At 72.7% G+C, this 19,621-nt stretch carries 15 protein-coding genes; 3 read left to right on the plus strand and 12 right to left on the minus strand.

From position 1 onward, the window contains the following. Positions 1–2: 2 nt before the first annotated feature. Positions 3–797: a carbon-nitrogen hydrolase family protein gene (locus tag MUY14_RS25190; RefSeq protein WP_247025235.1), complete on the plus strand. Its 795-nt coding sequence runs from the start codon at positions 3–5 to the stop codon at positions 795–797. Positions 798–877: 80 nt separating this feature from the next. On the opposite strand, the gene MUY14_RS25195 is transcribed toward MUY14_RS25190, so the two are convergent. From MUY14_RS25195 to eccB, 3 genes are read right to left on the minus strand one after another with little or no spacing between them, the layout of a single operon-like run. Then, complete coding sequence (locus tag MUY14_RS25195; protein WP_247012463.1) at positions 878–1,537, minus strand: response regulator transcription factor; 660 nt, start codon at positions 1,535–1,537, stop codon at positions 878–880. Continuing rightward, positions 1,534–2,226, minus strand: coding sequence for a response regulator transcription factor (locus MUY14_RS25200; RefSeq protein ID WP_247012465.1), 693 nt, complete (start codon positions 2,224–2,226; stop codon positions 1,534–1,536). Before MUY14_RS25200 ends, MUY14_RS25195 begins: the two co-directional genes overlap by 4 nt. An 11-nt stretch (positions 2,227–2,237) precedes the next feature. Beyond that, the gene (eccB, locus tag MUY14_RS25205) at positions 2,238–3,659 is read right to left on the minus strand and encodes a type VII secretion protein EccB (protein ID WP_247012467.1); all 1,422 of its coding nucleotides are present in this window, start codon (positions 3,657–3,659) and stop codon (positions 2,238–2,240) included. Positions 3,660–3,797: 138 nt separating this feature from the next. On the opposite strand from eccB, the gene MUY14_RS25210 reads away from it, so the two are divergent. Further along, on the plus strand, positions 3,798–4,847 hold the full coding sequence (locus tag MUY14_RS25210; protein WP_247012469.1) for a type VII secretion protein EccE: 1,050 nt from the start codon (positions 3,798–3,800) through the stop codon (positions 4,845–4,847). A gap of 61 nt (positions 4,848–4,908) precedes the next feature. On the opposite strand, the gene eccD is transcribed toward MUY14_RS25210, so the two are convergent. Genes eccD through MUY14_RS25240 form a run of 6 tightly spaced genes read right to left on the minus strand, consistent with a single transcriptional unit; the run spans position 4,909 to position 10,297 of the window. Further along, a complete protein-coding gene (gene eccD, locus MUY14_RS25215; protein ID WP_247012471.1) occupies positions 4,909–6,279 on the minus strand; it encodes a type VII secretion integral membrane protein EccD in 1,371 nt (456 codons plus the stop codon). Further along, complete coding sequence (locus tag MUY14_RS25220) at positions 6,279–6,599, minus strand: YbaB/EbfC family nucleoid-associated protein (RefSeq protein ID WP_247012473.1); 321 nt, start codon at positions 6,597–6,599, stop codon at positions 6,279–6,281. Before MUY14_RS25220 ends, eccD begins: the two co-directional genes overlap by 1 nt. Next, on the minus strand, positions 6,596–7,066 hold the full coding sequence (locus tag MUY14_RS25225) for a hypothetical protein (protein WP_247012475.1): 471 nt from the start codon (positions 7,064–7,066) through the stop codon (positions 6,596–6,598). The genes MUY14_RS25220 and MUY14_RS25225 overlap by 4 nt, the downstream gene beginning before the upstream one ends. Further along, on the minus strand, positions 7,066–8,427 hold the full coding sequence (locus tag MUY14_RS25230; RefSeq protein WP_247012477.1) for a WXG100 family type VII secretion target: 1,362 nt from the start codon (positions 8,425–8,427) through the stop codon (positions 7,066–7,068). Before MUY14_RS25230 ends, MUY14_RS25225 begins: the two co-directional genes overlap by 1 nt. A 3-nt stretch (positions 8,428–8,430) precedes the next feature. Continuing rightward, positions 8,431–9,492 carry a hypothetical protein gene (locus MUY14_RS25235; protein ID WP_247012479.1) on the minus strand — a complete coding sequence of 354 codons (1,062 nt, stop codon included), beginning with the start codon at positions 9,490–9,492 and terminating at the stop codon, positions 8,431–8,433. Positions 9,493–9,523: 31 nt separating this feature from the next. Continuing rightward, positions 9,524–10,297, minus strand: a complete 774-nt coding sequence (locus MUY14_RS25240) for a WXG100 family type VII secretion target (protein ID WP_247012480.1) — start codon at positions 10,295–10,297, stop codon at positions 9,524–9,526. Positions 10,298–10,439: 142 nt separating this feature from the next. Between MUY14_RS25240 and eccCa the strand changes: the two genes are divergently transcribed. Next, a complete protein-coding gene (gene eccCa / locus MUY14_RS25245; RefSeq protein WP_247012482.1) occupies positions 10,440–14,366 on the plus strand; it encodes a type VII secretion protein EccCa in 3,927 nt (1,308 codons plus the stop codon). A gap of 1 nt (position 14,367) precedes the next feature. Here the strand turns inward: eccCa and MUY14_RS25250 are convergent, their stop codons facing one another. Genes MUY14_RS25250 through MUY14_RS46965 form a run of 3 tightly spaced genes read right to left on the minus strand, consistent with a single transcriptional unit; the run spans position 14,368 to position 19,532 of the window. Then, positions 14,368–14,991, minus strand: coding sequence for a DUF4190 domain-containing protein (locus MUY14_RS25250; RefSeq protein ID WP_247012484.1), 624 nt, complete (start codon positions 14,989–14,991; stop codon positions 14,368–14,370). Between the two features lie 54 nt (positions 14,992–15,045). Next, positions 15,046–15,312 (minus strand): hypothetical protein, encoded by a 267-nt coding sequence (locus MUY14_RS25255; RefSeq protein WP_247012486.1) that lies wholly within the window; start codon positions 15,310–15,312, stop codon positions 15,046–15,048. Between the two features lie 11 nt (positions 15,313–15,323). After that, positions 15,324–19,532 carry a polymorphic toxin-type HINT domain-containing protein gene (locus tag MUY14_RS46965; RefSeq protein WP_281506179.1) on the minus strand — a complete coding sequence of 1,403 codons (4,209 nt, stop codon included), beginning with the start codon at positions 19,530–19,532 and terminating at the stop codon, positions 15,324–15,326. Between the last annotated feature and the right edge of the window lie 89 nt (positions 19,533–19,621).

Below are 19,621 nucleotides of genomic sequence, written 5' to 3' on the forward strand. Positions count from 1 at the left end.
CGGTGGCGCGAATCGCGTTGTGCCAGGTCAACTCGGGTGACGATCCGGAGGCGAACCTGAAACTCGTTCGCTCCGGGGTGGAAGCCGCGGTGGCGGGCGGCGCGCGGATCGTCGTGTTCCCCGAGGCGACGATGGCGCGCTTCGGCCGTCCGCTGGAACCGGTCGCCGAGCCGCTCGACGGGCCGTGGGCCTCGGCGGTGGCCGCCGTCGCCGCCGAGTACGACGTGGTCGTCGTGGCCGGGATGTTCACTCCGGCGGACGAGGGCCGGGTCCGCAACACGCTGCTGATCACCGGCGGCGGCCACCACCGCGGCTACGACAAGATCCACCTCTACGACGCGTTCGGGTTCGCCGAGTCCGACACGGTCGCCCCCGGTGCCTCGGCGACGACGTTCGAGCTGGACGGCGTGGTCTACGGCGTCGCGACCTGCTACGACGTGCGCTTCCCGGAGCTGTTCCGCGCCCTGGCCGACGACGGCGCCGACGTCGTCCTGCTGCCGGCGTCGTGGGGCGCGGGCGAGGGCAAGCGCGACCAGTGGGAGGTGCTGGTGCGGGCGCGGGCCCTGGATTCGGGCTGCTGGGTGCTGGGCTGCGGCCAGGCCGACCCGGCGGCGACCGGGACCGCGGTGAACCCGAAGGCACCGACCGGGATCGGCTTCTCGACGGTCTCCGACGGTTTCGGCCGCGTGGTCGCCCAGGCGGGCGCGGCGCCGGAGACGCTGCTGGTGGACGTCGACCCGGCCGTGTCGGCCAAGGCCCGCACCGCGACGGGAGCCCTGGCCAACCGCCGCCTCTGAACCGCAAAGCCGCACTTTCACGTGAAAGTGATCCGGAGCGCGCACTCCGGGTCACTTTCACGTGAAAGTGCGGGGTCCTGTCAGCGGAGCAGGCCTTCGCGGATGGCGACCCGCACGAAGCCCGCGCGTCGCCGTTCGCCGGTCTTGTCGCGGATGCGGTCCAGGTAGGACCGGACCGTCCGGACGCTGATGTTGAGGATCTCGGCGACGTCGACGTCCCGCTCCCCGGCCGCCACCAGCCGGAGCACCTGCTTTTCGCGTTCCGACAGCACGATCTTCGGGCCGGCGTGCCGGTCTTCGCTGTCCTGGATGATCATCCCGGCCAGCGTCGGCGACACGTACGCGTTGTCGTCGGCGATGGTGCGGATCGCGCGCAACAGCTCGTCGCCGTCGACGTCCTTGGACAGGAAGCCCTTCGCGCCCGCCTGCATCGCGCCGAGCACCTCCGGCTGTTCCGCGTGCGCGGACACCACCAGCACCTTGTGCCCCATCTGCCCCACTTCCAGGACCGCGGCCGCGTCCTGGACGCCCCTCAGCTTCAGGTCCAGGACGACGACGCTGCCCGCCGGCTGGTCCTGGACCGCGAACCGGGCCACCGAATCGGCGACCGCGCCGAGCTCGATGTCCGCGGCCTCGGTGAGCACGCGGGTCAGCGCGTACCGGTAGAGCGGGTGGTCCTCGATCACGCCCACGTGGATCCGCCGCGGGGGCGGGGCCGGCGTCTCTTCCTCGTCGCTCATTTGCGGCCGCCGCGCCGGGGGCCCGCGCCGCCGATCAGGCCACGCCGGATGGCTTCCTTCACCAGGCCCGGCCGCCGCCGCTCCCCCGTCTTGTCGCGGATGCGGTCGAGGTAGCCCCGCACGGTCCGGACGCCGATGCCGAGGATCAGCGCGATGTCGACGTCCCGCTCCCCCGCCGCCACCAGCCGCAGCACCTGTTCCTCGCGCGGCGACAGCTCGACGTCCGCCGAGACCGCCGGACGGTCCGCGTTGTCCTTCATGATCATCCCGGCGACCACCGCCGAGACGTACGCGCCGCCACCGGCGACCGTCTTGATCGCGATCAGCAGCTCGTCGGCGTCGACGTCCTTGGACAGGAAGCCGCGCGCCCCCGCCGCGATCGCGCCCAGCACGACTTCCGGCTCCGCCTGGGCGGAAACGACGAGCACGTGGTGCCCGAGCTCGCACACCTCCAGCACCGCCGCGGCGCCCGCCACGCCGGGCAGCCCGAGGTCGAGCAGGACGACGCTGCCCGGTGGTTGCCGGTGCACGTGGAACCGCGCCACCGAGTCGACCACCGCGCCGAGCTCGACGAAGTCGGCCTCGGCCAGCACGCGCTCGACGGAGACGCGGTACAGCGGATGGTCCTCGATGACCGCGACGCGGACCCGCCCATGGTCCACGTCGCCGGTCGAACGCTCTTCTGTCATTTGCACGACTTTCACCCCGTTCCACCCGACGGAGCCGGCCGCCCGGCCGTGGCCGGGTCCAGCGCGGGGCCCGTCGGCACCAATGCCAGCAAACTACCTGCGACCGGTGACTTCGCCACTCCTCCGTAACCGAGCGAGGACAGCGCCTGCGCGCTCACCACCGGGTACTTCCGGCCCGTGTCGGTCACCAGGTAGGTGGTGGCCGAGCCGGCTTCGACGACGACGGCTCCCCCCGACGGAGGTACGAACACCTCGTCCGCCACCCTTGCTTCGGTCCGGGTGGCGACCTGGATTGCCTTGGCACCAGGGGAAAGCGGGAATTCGGCCGAAACGAGCAACCGGCTGCCCTGAACGCACAGGGAAACCGAGCCGCCGGTGATCGGCGCCTTGCCGGGGATGCGGTCGGGGTAGGCCGCCGGGTCGGCGCCGCCGGCGCGGGGCGCGGCGACCTTGGCCACCGCGGCGACGTCGGCCGCGCGGACCTCCACCGGCGCCGGCGGTCCGGTGTAGGCGGCGGCGTTGGCCTCCGTCGTCACCAGGAGGCTCGCTTCGGTCTGCCCGACCGGCTCGAGACCGTCGCGGCGGACGAGGTAGTACGAAGTCGCGGCGCCGGGCGCGGCCATCGCGTCGACGACGGCGAGCACCTCACCGACGCGGGTTTCGCGCCCGCCCAGCGCGGGGCCCCGGTCGCCGGCGCCCTCGACCGGGAGCGCGGCGAGGTCGCGCCCGGCCGGGACGGTGTCGATCCACCGCGAGGACACCGCGATCGTCGGGTAGCTGTCGAACTGCAGCGCGGTCGCGGCTTCGTCGCTGAGCTTGTAACGCCGCCCGCCGGCGAGGAGGAAGCGGTCGCCCTGCGGCAGCCGGACGATCACGCCCTGGTCGCGCGGCAGTTCGACGCCGGACGCGGGCGGGGCCAGCAGGACGGCGGTGCGCGGTTCCTCCGACGCCGGCGCGTCCTGGCTGGTGCGGCTGCAGCTCGTCCAGGCGGCGCTCACGAGGGCGCCGGCCGCGGGCAGCGAGTCGGGTGCGCCCGGGATGCCGATCTGGGTGCCGCGGCCCGCCTTGCCGAGGTTCTCCGGCGACACGCTCACGGTCGCCTCACCGGTGCCGCCGGCCAGCAGCCGCGCGGACGCGTAGTTGAGCACCGGGTGCAGCACGCCGTCGGCGCCGAGGACGAACCGCGCACCGGTGCCCTCTTCGACGATCACCTTGCCGCCGGCGAGCCAGTCCTTGCCGCCCGAGGGGTTCAGCAGGCCGATGATCCCGAAGACGGCGGTGACGAGCAGCGCGGCCACGAGCCCCAGCACGGTGGCGAGCACGAGCCGGCGGCTGGGCGAGACGGGGTGGTTGGCGTCGGCGGCGACGAGCGCGGAAACGAGCCTGCGGCGGAGGAACTGGTACGCCTGGATCTGGTCCCGCTGCGTCCACACGCTGTTGTGCCCCCGCTGTGCGTCGTCCCTCCGAGAAGCCGATGCTAAGCACCCTCCCGCGTGGCGGCGAGGGTAATTTTTACGCCCACGCGACATCTGGGGAGGCAGTAGCGTCGGGTTCCGGGGAAAGGGGAGCCCGTGTCCGTCGAAACCGCCGGCGCCGTCCGCCCGGCATCGTCCCGGCCCGCCTCCGCCGCGCTGCCCTGGCTGCTGCCGATCCGGCCGCTGCAGGCCGCGGTGTGGGAGCTCGCGGCCATCGCCGTCCTGCTCGCCTGGCTGGTCGACGGCGTCACGCAGCCGGTGCGGATCGTCGTCAGCGTGGTCGCCGGGCTCGTCGTGCTGCTGACGTCGGTGCGGTTCGCCGGCCGGCACCCGGCCGGCTGGGCCCTGACGTGGACGGCGTTCCGGCTCCGGCGCCACGACACCCGCCGCGACAGCCCGGACCCGCTGCTGTCGGTGGCCGGGCCGGTGAAGGTCCGCCAGCACGTCGACCGCGCGGGCAACCGCTTCGGCGTCGCGGAGATCGACGGCAGCTGGAGCGCGCTGGTGCGGCTGACGCCGGGCACGGGAGCGCCGGGCGCGCTGGCCGACGTCCTGCGCGAGGCCTACCGGCGCACGGACGTCCCGCTGGCTTCGGCGCAGCTGCTGACGTGGGCCATCCCGCGCGGCGAGCAGGTGCTGCGCGTCCGCTGGCTGGCGGTCCGCTACCGCCCGGACCAGGCCCCGATCGCGGCACTGGCCCGCGGCGGCGGCGACCTCGGCGCGCTGCGGAGCACGGCGTCGGCGGCGCTGAGCCTGATGGGCGCGCTGGCCGAGGCGGGGTACCAGAGCACGGTGCTGGAGGCCGGGGAGCTGGCGAAGGAGCTGCGGGTGGCGCTGGGCGTCCAGGGCCCCGCGACCGGCGCACCCGAGAGCTGGAAGGCGTGGACGTGGGGTGGCGGCGCACCGCAGATGTGCTTCGCGCCCCGGTCCGCCCGGATGCAGGACTTCGCGGTCCCGGGCGCGGCGTTCACGGCGACGTCGTACACGCTGACCCGGACCGCGGGTGGGCGCGAGAAGGCGGAAGTGACGATCCGGGTGGGGGCGCGGCCGGGTGCGCCGGTCCCGGTCCCGCCCGCGGCAGTGCCCCTGCACGGCCGGCACGGCGCCGGGGTCCGCCGGACACTGCCGCTCGCACTGGACAGCTGAAGTTCGTGAAGGCCACCTTGAGGAACGTGACGTTCCTCAAGGTGGCCTTCACGAACTCCGCTCAGCCGCGGACGGCCTCGTAAACTCCCGCGATCATGCCCACGAACGGGACCAGCGACAGCAGCACCAGGAACTCGGACACGTCCAGCAGCCGCGACCAGTACGGCGAACGCAGCCCCCGCGCCACCCGCGTCGCGTAGACCAGGCACACCACCGCCGCCAGCACGACCGCGCAGCCCGCCGCGAAAACCACCGTGCGGTTCCCGGAAGCCACCAGCCACACGCCGGCGCACACCAGGCTCACGATCCCGAACCCCACGAGCACCAGCCGCTGGGAACGACCGGCGTACGACCGGGACCGCAGGATCCACGCCACGCCCAGCACCGCCGCCAGGCCGGCTTCCCACGGGCCGTGCGAAGACAGCACGATCGAAGAAGCCAGCACTACCAACCCGAGCGCGATGAGCAAGCCCGTCAACACGGCTTGCGCGCGGGACGTCCGGCCGATCATCTCCGTGCCGAGCGACGGCTGTTCGTCCGCGCGGAACGCCTCCATGTCGTCCGGGACGCGGGGCAGCGGCAGCCTCGCCAGGCGCAGGGACAGCATCGGGGCCACCGCCGCCAGCGCCGTGCACAGCACCGCCGCCACCGAGGCCGCCGAAGCGGGTGAGACGCCGGCCAGCAGGACCACGCCCGTCGTCACCGCGCCGACGCCCGCCGCGCCGGTGATCGCCACGAACCACGGGAGGCGGTCGGCCACCGAGACCGCCGCCAGGACGCCGTACACCGTCACCGCCGCCAAGCCCGCCGCCAGCGGGCCCGCCGACAGCGAGAACAGCGGGTGCGGCGGCAGCACCGACATCCCCGCCAGCAACGCGACCCCGACGCCCGCGACCGCGCCCGCGGCACCGGCCTCGGCGTCGCCGTAAGCGCGGCTGAGCGCGCCGCCGCCGAGCAGCAGGACCAACGCCAGCAGCCCGGTGCCGATGGGCGCCAGGACGCTGCCGGACGCCGCCGACTGCACCAGGAGACCGCCCGCCAGCAGCAGCACCACCGCGGCCACCAGGCCGGACCGGCGGGCCACCGACGGGCTCCAGCCGCCGGAGGTGTCGGCGACGCTCGCGATCGAATCGACGACGTCGTCGAACAGCAGCGGACCCCGCGGGCGTTCCCGCGGGGTCAGGTGGAGCACTTCGCCGTCCCGGATCTGGGCGGCCGCGACGCTCAAGCCGAGGGCCAGTGGTGCCCCGCCGAGCCGGGAGAGCACCCAGCCGGGGTGCTCCGCCGATGCCTGCCCGGCCGCCCCGGCCAGGCGGACCAGCTGGGGCACCAGCTCGGCGAACGTCGACTGCTGCGGCAGCGCGACGTCCACGCGGGCCCTCGGCGTGACCACCGTGACCCGCCGCGTCGTCCCGGTGATCGAAGCGGTCATCAGATCTCTTTCGCGGCCGAAATGACGGGCGCGAACTTGGCGTTCGACGCCTCGGCGAGCTTCTGCAGCCCGGCGTTCACCGCCTCGAGGACGATCTCCGAGAGGTTGCGGGCGTCGTACTCGCGGATCGCGCGGGGGTCGATGTCGATCGAGGTGAACCGGCCGTCGCCGCGGAGGGTGACGGTGACCTCGTTCTGGCGCGAGTGCGCCTTGACCTCCATCGCCTCGACCGTGCGCTGGATCCGCTGGACCTCTTCGGTCTGCTTGCGCACCTGCGCGAGCAGCTCGTCCATGTCCGGCACCGCGTACGGATCGGTCACTGTGCTTTCCCTTCGTGCTGGCGGACGCGGACACTGCCCACGAACCGCTGGAAACCGGGTGAGAGCCGACGCGCGGTCGCGGGCGCGGCCGTGCAGGCGAGCTCGAGCACCAGCCGGTCCGCCGGCACCGCGCCGGGAACCGTCAGGTGCACCTGGGTCTGGATCAGCTCGTCGCCTTCGCCGGTGCGCAGGCGCAGCAGCTGCATGACGCCGGGCGCGGCCGGGTCGCCGACGTCGCGCCGGCTCAGCACTTCGAGCCCGGCCAGCGTGCGGGAAAGCCGTTCGACGGCTTCGGCGGCGATGGCGTCGATCGACGCGTCGTCCGGCCGCTGCTGCACGCTGACCGTGATGTTCGGCGTGAACTCCTCGCCCGGCACCGGGTGCACGGCGACGAAGACCGCACCCGAGTCGCCCGGGTCGACGGCGGTCCAGCCGTCCGGGATGACGAAGTCGAGGGGAAGCGTCATCACAGCCCCACGTACGAAACGGCGTCGTCCCAAGCGGAGCCGACCGCGTTGGCGGCGTCGTTCGCGGCGTGGCCGACCGCGTCGACGGCCGCGCCGCCGTACTCGCCGATGGTGTGGCCGAGTTTGGGCAGGTCGATGTCGATCTTCGCGCCGACCCCGGCGCCGAAGCCGAGGGCCGCGCCCGCCTTGAAGTTCACCTTGATGTGCCCGGCGTCGTAGACGGCTTGGGCGTCGAGCTGGGCGCCGATGCCGTACTGCAGGGTGCCGTTCGCGCCGACACCGATGCCCGCCACGTCCGCGGCCACTTCGCCCTCGACCTTGCCGCCGACGAAGGCGTTCGCGTGCGCGCCCACGCCGTGCGCGCCGATCGTGCCGGACGCGCTCGCCTCGCCACCGGCGAAGACCGTGCCCTTGGCGTGCGCCGAAGCGGGACCCCAGTCCCCCTTGGCTTCGGCTTCCTCTTTCAGCGCGGCCAGTTCGGTGTGCCCGGACGCGCCGGCGTCCCAGCCCTTCGAAGTGATCTTGCCGTCGTACTCCGGGGTGAGCCCGTCCTGCTCGTGCTTGAACTTGTAGTACGTGATCTCGGTGTTGCGGCCGAGCTTGTCCTTGACGGTCTCCGGCTTCGGCTGCCCGAACGGCGTGTCCGCCTTCTTCGGCGCGCGAGTGCCTTCGAGGCCGTCCCAGGTGAGCTTCTTCCAGCCCGAGTTCCCGAACCACGACGGGGCCGTCCGGGGCCGCTTGCGCCCGTCGAGCGGGCTGCCGCTCAGCCAGCCCAGCGGGCCCCAGGTCTTCTTGCCCAGCTTGTATTCGAGGCGCTGGGTGCCCTCGGGCGGGAAGAGCTCTTCGAGCGCCTCGGAGAACTCGTCGACGACCTGGCGGGCGGCCTGCACGCTCTGTTCCCCGAGCTGCCGGGCGGCCTGGATGAACGCGCCGACCGAGCCGGAGTTCACCGCGCGCGCCTGGGCGGTCAGCTGCTGGGCGTACTGGTCGAACTGCGCGAGCACCGAGTCCACGGCGGCTTTCGCCGACTGGACGAGCTGCGACGCGGTGGCAAGCCGTTTCGCCTGGTCGTCCAGTTTCGTGGCGGCGTCGGTGAGTTCTTCGCCGAGTTTTCCCGCCGCCGTCGCGAACGCGGTGTAGGCGTCGCCGTCCCAGTCCGCGTGCAGCGTCTTCGCCGACTCGTCGACTTCGCGGGCCTTGCCCGAGACCGTCGAAGCCTGGGTGGCGACCCGCTGCGACGCGGCGCTCAGCGCCCCCGGATCACCGGTGACGCGCCTCTGGCACTCGACGAGCACGCGCCGGTACCCGGACAGCACGGAGCTGACCACCCCCGACGCGTCGACGACCCCCGAGGACCACATGGGCTAGTTCCCGGCCGCGTCGTAGCCGACGTGCTGGCTGAAGTGCTTGCCGTTGTAGTCCAGGTCGATGTCGAGGTCGAAGTCCTGGCCGCCCGGAGCCTCCACAGTGGACTCCCCGGTGGTGAGGTTGGTGTGGATGACGACCTCGTCGGCGCTGTGCACCGGCGCCGCCGGCTGCGTCACCGGCGCGGGCTGCGTGACCGGCGACGGCTGGACCGGCACGCTCGCACCGTGCTGCGCCGGGTCGACGGCGATCCAGCTGTTCGCCGGGTTCAGCGGGGTGCCGTTGCCGGACACCGCCGCACCGCCACTGGAGCTCGGCGAAGAGCCGGCGAGTGCGGGCGGGGTGTAGTCAGTGAACGAGGGCTGCTGCGGGATCCCTCCGCCGCTCCCGCCCGCCACCGCCTGCTGCCCGGCCGAGCTTGCCACCGGCGGCGGGGACTGGGGCGCCGTCACCGGGGTGTTCCCGATCGACGGCGTCGTCGCGCCCGCACTGCCGGAGTCGTGGTGGAAGAGCTTCTCGATCTCGCCGATGACCTGCGCGAGCGTGGTGATCTGCTGCGCGAGGTCGACCGCGCCGAGCGCCTTGAGCAGCGCGCCGATCGCGGTGATGAACGCCCGCAGCGACGCGCTCGTCGCGGTCGACAAAGCGACCGCCGCGCCGTAGGTCCACGGGTTCGACATCAGCGAGGCGACCGTCGGGTTCACCGCGGCCACGACCGAGCGGTACGCCTGCTGCGCCGTCTTGACCAGCGTGCCGGACACGCCGAGCAGCTCGGCGCCCTTCTGCACGACGTTGATGATCGTCTCGAGCTGCTTCAAGGAGTCGGAGATCTTCTTCAGCGCCGACTCGCTCGCCGCGCCGGACCAGATCTTGCCGAGCTGGTCGGCGGCCTTGGTGAGCTCGGAGTACATGCTCAGGAACTGCTCGGCCTTCTTGACCAGGTCGACCACGTGCTTGGCGATCTGCTCCGGCTGACCGGTGACGATCTGCGGCAGGATGGTGATCGGCCCGCCCGAAGACGCGGTCGCGTCCATCGCGCTGGAGTTCGGGAAAGTCAGCATCGGACCTCACAGAGTCTCGGGGTGCGGAGGGTCAGACGACGGAGGCGGGCCGGTACACGCTGACCCTCGCCAGCCCGCTGATCCGGGCGTCGAGGAGCCCGTGGTTGTACAGGCGGCCGCCGTCGCCGGCGACGCCGATGACCGGCTGGCGGTCGGAGAACAGCAGTGGTTCGACCACCACGACGTCCCCGCTGTGCACGCCGCCGGGAACGTCGGAGAAGGTGCGGGCCGTGCCCGCGTAGACCTCGATCAGCCCGACCCGCGCCTGGTTGTCGGCGTCGCCGGCGAGCCAGTCGTTGAAGTCGGCGACCCCGTGGAACCGGGCGTCGGTGATCGGGTGGTCACCGAGCCCGCCGAGCCGCGCGTCCCCCAGGTAGCGCAGCACGTTCCCGACCGACGACGGCTCGCCGTGGGCACCCGCGCTGTCGTTGATGGCGAGGGTGGCGAGCTCCGACGCGTGCGAGTTGCCCCAGATCGACGAGGACGGCGCCGTGCTCCCGTCGTGCCCGCCGCCGTAGCCGGCCGCGGCGGCCTGGTCGGCCGCCTGGTAGGCGTCCGCGCTGGCCTTGACCAGCCCGTTGATCTGCTGCAGCAGCTGCAGGAGCGTCCGGACGGCGGTGATCTGGCTGGAGTGCAGGGCGGCGTTCGCGGCGGCGACGGCGCTGCCGAAGGTCGCGAACGACATCGGCTGCACGACCAGGCGTTCCAGATCGGCCACGGCGTTGATGCCGTGGGCCAGGATGCCCCCGACATTACCCACGGCGGAGCGCATCGCCTCGGGCTCAGCCCGGTACTCGCCGGCCATGGGTCTCCTTCCGGATGGCTTGTCCGGCTGAGCGTAAGTTCGTCCCCGGAAGCGGGCGGACGGCAAAAGTACCCACCGCGACGGGACGGTAAGTGGCCAAAATACCGGTCAGAGCCACCCCGATCCGCTGGAGCATTGCCCCATGAGCCTGTCCCCCGAGCGTCCTTCCGAGATCGTGCTGCAGTCGCCGCCGATGCTCCCGAAGAGCTCGTCCGGCGGGATGGTGCAGCTCATGATGTTCCTGCCGATGATGCTCGGCATGGGCGCGATGTCGTTCGTCTACATCGGACGTGACGGCGGGGTGATGACCTACATCTTCGGCGCGCTGTTCATCTGCGCCATGGGCGGCATGGTCGTGATGTCGCTCGGGCGCGGCGGGATGGCGAAGAAAGCGCAGATCAACGACGAGCGCCGCGACTACCAGCGCTACCTCTCCGGGCTGCGCGCCCAGGTCCGCGACATCGCCGACGGGCAGCGCGCGGCCATGGTCGCCGTCCAGCCCGACCCGGCCGACCTGTGGGCCTACGTCGAGTCCGGGAAGCTGTGGGACCGGCGGCCCACCGACTCCCAGTTCGCGCAGGTGCGCGCGGGCACCGGGCCGCAGCGGCTGGCGACGCCGTTGAAGGCCCCGCAGACCGTGCCGCTGGAAGACCTGGACCCGGTGTGCTCCACCAGTCTCAAGCACTTCATCCGCACCTACTCGACCGTGGACGGCCTGCCGGTGGCGTTGTCGCTGCGGTCCTTCGCCGCGGTGACCCTCGCCGGGCGGCGCCCGGACGTGCTCGGCCTGACCCGGGCGCTGCTGTGCCAGCTCGTCGCGTTCCACTCCCCCGGTGACCTGCGCGTCGCGATCTGCGTGTCGCCGGACCGCCAGCACGACTGGGAATGGGCGAAGTGGCTGCCGCACGCGACGGCGGCCGGCGCGACCGACGCCGTCGGCTCCCGGCGCCTGGCCGCGGACTCGGCGGCGGGACTGGCGGAGCTGCTCGGCGCGGACCTCGGCGAGCGCCCCGCGTTCAGCCGCCGCGCGGCGAGCCAGCTCGACCTGCCGCACCTCGTCGTGGTCGTCGACGGCGGCAACGCGCACGGCGAACCGCGGCTGATCGGCGAAGACGGCCGGCTCGGCGTCACCGTGCTCGAAGTCGGGCAGGAGCACCCGCGGACGTACTCGACCGAGCGGCTGCTGAGCCTGCACACCACGCCCGACTCGCTCGGCATGGTCGTCGGCGACGCCACCGAGCAGCGGCTCGGCTTCCTCGGCCGCCCGGACATCCTCGACCGCGGCGCCGCCGAAGCGCTGGCCCGCATGCTGACGCCGTTGCACACCCCGGCCGCGGTCGTCGGCGAGAAGCCGATGTCGTCGACGTTCGGGCTGTCGGGCCTGCTCGGCATCGGCGACCCGCGCGACACCGACACGGCGGTGACGTGGGCACCGCGCGCGGCCCGCGACCGGCTGCGGATCCCGCTGGGCGTCAACCCGGACGGCCGCCCGGTGGAGCTGGACCTCAAGGAGTCGGCCGAGGGCGGGATGGGCCCGCACGGCCTGGTCATCGGCGCGACCGGGTCGGGCAAGAGCGAGCTGCTGCGGACGCTGGTGACGGCGCTGGCCGTGATGCACTCGTCGGAGACGCTCAACCTGGCGCTGATCGACTTCAAGGGCGGTGCGACCTTCGCCGGGATGACCGGCCTGCCGCACACCTGCGCCGTCATCACCAACCTTTCCGACGACCTCGCGCTGGTCGACCGCATGGCCGACGCGCTGAACGGCGAACTGCTGCGGCGTCAGGAACTGCTGCACGCGGCCGGGAACTACGCGTCCGTGCGGGACTACGAGAAGGCGCGCGCGGACGGCGTCCCGCTGGACCCGCTGCCGTCGCTGCTGGTCATCATCGACGAGTTCAGCGAATTGCTGTCCGCCCGGCCGGAGTTCATCGACCTGTTCGTCGCGATCGGCCGGCTCGGGCGGTCGCTCGGCATTCACCTGCTGCTGGCTTCGCAGCGGCTGGAGGAGGGCCGGCTGCGCGGGCTCGATTCCCACCTGTCGTACCGGGTCGGGCTGCGGACGTTCTCCGCCGCGGAAAGCCGCGCGGTGCTGGGCGTCGCCGACGCCTACCACCTGCCGCCGGTGCCGGGCTCGGCGTACCTGAAGGCCGACACCGACACGCTGATCCGGCTCAAGGCCGCGTACGTCTCCGGGGAACTGCCGCCGCGCAGCACGGTCGTGCGCGAAGACGGCCAGGAGCTCGGCGTGCTGCCGTTTTCGCTGGCCCCGGTGGAGATCCCGGTGACGACCGAGATCGAGGACGCGCCGAAGGCCGACGGCACCGGCGAGACGATCATCCACGCGATGCTGTCCCGGCTGGAGGGCCGCGGGCCGTCCGCGCACCAGATCTGGCTGCCGCCCCTGAACGAGCCGCCGACGCTGGACCAGCTGCTGCCGCCGCTGGGCGAGGACGCCGCGCGCGGCCTGTGCCCGCTGGGCTGGGGCGGCAACGGGAAGCTGACGATCCCGGTCGCGCTGGTGGACAAGCCGTTCGAGCAGCGCCGCGACATGATGTGGGCCGACTTCTCCGGTGCGGGCGGGCACGCGCTGATCGTCGGCGCCCCGCAGACCGGCAAGTCGACGCTGATGAAGGACATCGCGGGCATGCTCGCGCTGACCCACACCCCCGCCGAGGTCCAGTTCTTCGTCCTCGACATGGGTGGCGGCGCGCTGGCCCCGATCGCCGGGCTGCCGCACACCTCCGGCTACGCCACCCGCCGCGACGCGCAGCGCTGCCGCCGGGTCGTCGCCGAGCTGACGACGTTGCTCGAACAGCGCGAGGAGTTCTTCGCCGCCAACGGGATCGAGTCGATCACGACGTTCCGGCAGCGCCGCGCGGAGTTCACCGAGAGCACCGACGGCCGCGAGTTCGGCGACGTGTTCCTGTTCGTGGACAACTGGACCACGATCCGGCAGGAGTACGAGCAGCTGGAGGAGCAGATCACCGGGCTGGCCGCGCGCGGACTCGGGTTCGGCATCCACGTGATCGTCTCGCTCAACCAGTGGATCGGCGTCCGCGCCCAGCTGCGCGACGCGATCGGCACGCGCTTCGAGCTGCGCCTGGGCGACCCGATGGACTCCTCCATCGACCGCAAGGTGGCGGTCAACGTCCCGGCCGACCGCCCGGGCCGCGGCATCACGGCGGAGAAGCTGCACTTCCTGGCGGCGCTCCCCCGCATCGACTCGGACCAGCGCCCGGAGACGATCGGCTCGGGCGGCGTCGACCTCACGCGCCGGATTTCCGAGGCGTGGAAGGGCCCGCGCGCCCCGCAGGTCCGGCTGCTGCCGCCGGAGGTTCCGCTGGACACGCTGCCGGCGGCCCCGTCCCGCCAGGTCACGCTGGGCATCGCGGAATCGACGTTGCGCCCGGTGTACCTGGACTTCGCGGCGGACCCGCACTTCGTGGCCTTCGGCGACGTGGAGTCGGGCAAGAGCTCGCTGCTGCGCGCGATCGCCCACGGCATCACGTCGGCCTACACCCCGGAGGAAGCGGCGATCATCGTCGCGGACTACCGGCGCGGGTTGCTCGGCGCGGTCCCGGAGCCGCACCTGCTGGGGTACGCGGGCGCGGAGGGCAAGCTGACGGACCTGATCGGCGAATGCGCGACGGCGATGCGCAACCGCCTCCCGGGCCCGTCGGTGACGCCGGAGCAGCTGCGCAACCGCTCGTGGTGGCGCGGACCGGAGCTGTTCGTGCTGGTGGACGACTACGAGCTGGTGGCCACGGTCGGGCGCAACCCGCTGCAGCCGCTGCTGGAGTTCCTGCCGCAGGCCCGCGACATCGGCCTGCACGTGATCATCGTCCGCGGCTCCGGCGGCGCCGGCCGGGCGCTGTTCGAGCCGGTGCTGCAGCGCCTGCGGGAACTGGGTTCGCCGGGCCTGATCATGTCGGGCACCAAGGACGAAGGCGCGCTGCTGGCCGACGTCAAGCCGTCACCGCAACCGCCGGGCCGCGGGACGCTGGTGTCGCGCCGGCACGGGACGGGGCTGGTCCAGGTGGCGTGGACCAAGCCGGCGGAGAGCTGATTCACCGCGCGGGCGCGGTCATCTCCGTGGCGAAGCGGTAGTAGCAGACCGCGAGGTGCTTGCCCTTGTTCCAGCTGTCGGCGGTCGGCGTGACGACCTGGACGCGCACGTCCGGCAGCTGCCGGGCGTCGGCCTCGCAGCGGGCCAGGGAGCGCTGGTAGACGTCGAGGATGTCGGGCATCGGGCCCTCGCCGAGCGGAAGCACCTCGAACGCCTCACCGGTGTGCCCCTCGGTGCACGACCGCCGCAGGACATCGGAGGCCCCGGACGCGGGCGGCGCCCAGAAGCAGTCCCCGGCGGCGAGGTCGAACCCGTGCACGCCACCCTCGGGCAGCCCGCCCTGTGCGGCTCGCTGCTGCCACCAGGCGGTCCCGGTGCTGATCTTGTACCCGAGGAACCCCATCCACCCGGCGAAGGCGACCATCCCGCAGATCACGAGGACGAGCCCGCGCTGCCGCTGCTTTCGGATCCGCACCAGCGCGACGACGGCGAAGACCGGGGCGAGCAGGCCACCCATGAGCCCGGAGACGAGCGTGGCAACGGCGTACCGGCTGATCGGCTGACGGCGGAGTTCGCTCCGCATGAGCTCGTCGAAGAGCTCAGGATCGTGCTGTGGCGCTGCCATGGTTCCCCCTCGTGCCGGAGCACGAAGACTCTAACCACCCGGCCCGCGCCGGCCTCACCGCCCGGTCAGGCGGCCCTCGACGATCGCGTCCCACCGCGCGTTGATCACCGAGGGCTCCGCGTTCGGGGTCCACTCCGCCCCGAAGTAGGCGAGCATTTCCCGCGAGTCGGTGAAGGAGATCCCCGCTTCCTGCTGGAGCATCGCCACCAGCTGAAAGCCGCCGAGGTCCCCTCCCGCCCGTGCCTTCAGGTGGTCGAGGAGCTCCAGGAAGGGAGTCTTCGCCGCCACGAGCACGCGCAGGTCGGATTCCGCACTCGACACAAGAGCTCCCCTCACGGCCTGGAAAACGTAGGTGCTACGTCGGTGTACGCACCGAAACTGCCCACCAGCTTACTTCGGTCCACCGTGACCTTGGTCAACCCGTACTTGGCGCACATGTGGCCGGTGAACGTGTTGGCCGCGGCGTCCTCGAACGACATGCCGTTTCGCAGATTCGCGTTGAACGCGTCCAGGTTGCTCGGCAACTTGGTCACCCACTTCGCGTCGAACTGGCGCACGTTTTCCGCTCCGAAGTGGTTCATGACGTCCGCGAACATCTGACCACCCCGCGGGGAATACGCGTCGCCCTCGATGATCATCGTGAGGACGCCGTCGTTCACCTCCGCGATGATGCCCGATTTCTGTTCGGGACCGTAAACCCGGAAGTACGGCTCGCACCCGGGCTGGCTGGCGTTGTGCACCAGCACGGGTACGTCGCCGGCCAGCACGTAGTACGTGTGCACCGCGTTGACGGTCAGGTTGTACGTCCTGGTGGTGCCCGGATGCCGGTGACCGGCGACGACGGTCGCCCGTTCGCCGCCCGCGGTTTCGAGCGACTGCCCGGGCTCGAGGTTCGCCGCCTCGGTCCACTCGTGCGCTGTGGCGTTCCAGTAGAGGTGTTTCGCGGTCGATTCGATCGACTGCGTGCCATGGCTCGTGCCGACCGTGAGGGTGGTGAAGTCGTCGTCATCGTCAGTGACGTGGACGGCTTCGACGAGATGGCGTTCCGGAGCCGAATCGGGCTCGGCGTTGGCCACGTGGTCGCCGACCGCGATGTGCTCGATCGGTTCGGTGCGCCCGTCGGCCATCAGCACCCGGGTGCCCGCCGCGAAGCTGTTGCCGGTGCACAACGGGAACCGGTTCTCGTACTCCCGTGCGATCCGGGCCAGCTCGGCGCCCTGGAGATCCGCCTGGATCGCCATTTCCGACACCTTGCCGAGCTCCGCCGCGGCTTCCGCGGCCGCGGCGTTGAACAGCCCGTCACCGCGGGCCAGCGCCTCCGCCATCATCGCCGAAAGCTCCCGGGCCCCGGTCAGCCCGAGTTCCGTTTCGGCGTTGCCGAGGAACGAAGCCAGATCGCACTCGGGGCACATCAGCGCGAGCAGCCCCGCGAGCACGAGGCCGGTCACCGACTGCCCGAGCGCCGAATCGCCGTACGGCGCGGGGCCGGGCATGAACTCGGCGTTGAGCAGGTTGCGGGGGTCGAGGCAGTTGCCCAGCTCGACGGTGCCGGGGTCGTTCAGCTGACGGCACAGCTGCTGCAGGTGGCCGAGGATGCGCTGCTGTTCGGCCGGGGTGCCGCTGAACAGCTTGATGCAGTCGTCGGTGTTCAGCGACTGCGCCACCCAGGCGGCCCGGTTGTTGCAGTCCCACGTCCGCTGGTTGATCGCGTTCTGCTTCTCCAGCTTGGCTTTGTCGGCGACGCCCTGCCAAGCCTCCTTCGCCAGTGCGGCGGCCTGTTGCGCGCTTTTGCCCGCGTCGATCGCGGCGCCGTAGGCGATGGTGGCCGAGACCGCCGCGTCCGATGCGTAACCGGCGGCGTCGTACGCCGACTGCTGCGCCCAAGCCGCCGAAGCGCTCGCCTTGTCCGCGGAGACCGCCGCGGCCTTCGCGGCCGCCGCCGCCGTGTTCGCCGACGCCTGGGCCTGCTGCGCCGACTCCGCGGCCCGGTTGGCCGCGTCCCGCGCCTGGTTCGCGTAGGTCGCGGCTTGGGCGGCCGCGGCCGACGCCTGATCGGCGTAGTTCTGCGCGTCCTGCGCCGCGTTGCGCGCGCGGGCGGCCGCGGCCTGGGCGTCGTTCGCGTCGTGCGTCGCGGTCGCGGCGGCCGTTGCGGCCTGGGCGAGCAGGCCGTCGATCGCCGCGTTGTGCGTCGCGGTGTTCTGGTCCCGCCGGGCGGCGGTGAACTGGCCGACCGTCAGGAACTCGTGCCGCAACGTCGGCGGCCCGTCGATCGCCGCCTGCGCCGCCGCCACGACCTCGCGGGCACCCGCCGCCTTCGCCGCCGACATGACCTGGTTGACCTTGAGGTCCTCGTCGGTGCTCAGCGCGGTGTACTGCCCGGCCTCGAGGAACGCGCGCAGGGCCTGATCGGTGTTCTGGTCCAGCGCCCGCTGCGCCTGCTGCACCACGACCGTCCGGCCCGCCGTGCGCGCGGCGGCCATCAGCTGGTTGACCAGCAGCGAATCATCGGTGAAACGGCCCGGGTAGTCGCGGCTGCGCAGGAAGTCCCGGACGGCGGTGTCCGAACCGGCCAGCGCGGTCGCCGCCGCGGCCTTGAACCCGTCGGTGCCCGCCTCGCTCAGGTCGGCGAGGACGACGCGGTCGTCCTGCCCCGCGGCGGCCGCGAGACCGGTGGTGACGAAGTCGACGACCTGATCGTCCGAACCGGCCAGCGCGGCGGTCGACGCGGCCTGCGTCCACGGGCCGCCGGTGACGGCGAGATCGAGCGCGACCTTGCGCGCGTCGGTCAGCACCGTGGCCCGGGCAGTCCCGGCCGCCTGCGCCTCGGCGATCAGCCGGCTCGTCTCCGCGCTCCAGGTGCTCGCCTGGTCCACGTCCCGCCGCGGCGGGAGCGCGCGGTTCGCGTACTCGTCCAGCGCCGCCTTCGCCGCGTCGTCGGCCTGCTGGCCGGCCAGCGTGATGCGGTCGTCGTCCGCTTTGCGCGCGTCCTGGGCGATCCGGGTGGCCTGGTTGGACGCGGTGACGGCCGCGGTCGCCGCGGCGGTCGCGGCGTTCGCGTGCTGGGTCGCCTGCTCCGCCGCGTTCGCGGCGTTGCCCGCGTGTGCGGCGGCGTCCAGCGCCGCCACTTCCGCGTTGTGCGCGTCCGTGGCGGCGGCGTCGGCGGCCGTGGCGGCCTCGCCCGCGGCCTGGGACGCCTGGTGCGCCCACGCCTGGGACGCGTTCGCGGCCGCGGCCGCGCGGTCGGCCTGCACGCGGGCTCGCGCCGCGGCGGCCTTGGCTTGCCGCGCGTCCGCGCCGGCGGCGGCGGAGCTGGTGGCCGCGTCCGTCGCGGCGTCGGCCGCGATCCGGGACTGCGCGGCGGCGTCCTTGGCCAGACCGCCCGCGGTCTCCGCTTGCTGGGAAACGGTTCTCGCGCTCTGCGCCGCATCCCGGGCCGCCGCCGCGCTCAAGGACGCGTCGTGGGCGATTCGGGCGGCCTCGCGGGCGGCCGCGGCCTTGTCCCGGTCACCGATCGCCAACGCCGCCGCGTCGTAGGCCCGGGAAGCCGCCCGGCCCGCTTGGGAGGCCGCCGTAGCGGCCCGCGACGCGGCGACCGCGGCGGTGTGCGCCGCGTTGGACGCCGCGTTCGCCGCGCCCACCGCCTGCCGCGCGGTCGCCGCGGCCTGGTCGGCGGCATAGGCCGCGCGGGAAGCCGCGGCCGCGGCCTGCTCGACGTGCCCCTGCGCCGCCGCGGCGGCGTCCTTCGCGGCCTGAGCCGCCTTCTGCGCCGCGGCCGCCTCGGTCACCGCGAGATCGGACTGCCGCTTCGCCACGTCGGTTTCGCTCGCGGCCTGCACCGACGCGGCCTTCGCCGTCGCGGTCAGCTGCGCGATCGAGTCCGTCTCCGCGTCGCGCGCCTGGGCGACGGGCAGATCGATGGCCAGGAACTGGTTGAGCGCGTCGACGGAGTTGGCGTCCAGCGCCTGCTGCGCGACCTTCTTCACCTCGGGGCCGCCGGCCGCCATGATCTGGTTGACCTTGAGGTCCTGGTCGACCCGGAACGGCGCCTGCCAGCCGCTGTCCAGGAACGCCCGGAGCGCGTCTTCCGCGTTGGCGTCGAGCGCCTTCTGCGCGGCCTTCCTGACCTGCGGTCCTCCCGCGGCCATCACCTGGTTGACGTGCAGGTCGAGATCCGTGCCGTGCGGGGTGATCCAGCCGGTGTCCAGGAAGGTGTCGAGCGCGGCGTCGCTGTTGGCGTCCAGTGCCTGCTGGGCCGCGTTCCGCGTCGCCGGGCCGCCGTTCGCCATCACCTGGTTGACCTTGACGTCCAGGTCGATGGACGTGTCGACGTCCTTCTGCGTGGTGAGGAACCGCGTGATGTCGGCGTCCGTGCCGGCCAGCGCGGCGGCCGCGTCCCGTTTCGTCGCCGGGCCACCGAACTGCCACAGCCGCAGGACTTTCGCGCGATCGCCGCTCGAGGACGCGGCCGCCGTCGCGGCGGCCCGGGGTGCGGCCTGCGCTTGCGGAACAAGCGACGCACCGCCCGCCAGCGAAACCGTCAAAACCGTTATCAGGGCAGCACGAAATCGCCGTCTCGCCGCACGCATTTCAGGTTTCCCCCCTGTTTAACCCGCCCCCACGAACAGAGCCG

Origin of the sequence: Amycolatopsis sp. FBCC-B4732 (assembly GCF_023008405.1) — a bacterium.
Classification (GTDB): domain Bacteria; phylum Actinomycetota; class Actinomycetes; order Mycobacteriales; family Pseudonocardiaceae; genus Amycolatopsis; species Amycolatopsis pretoriensis_A.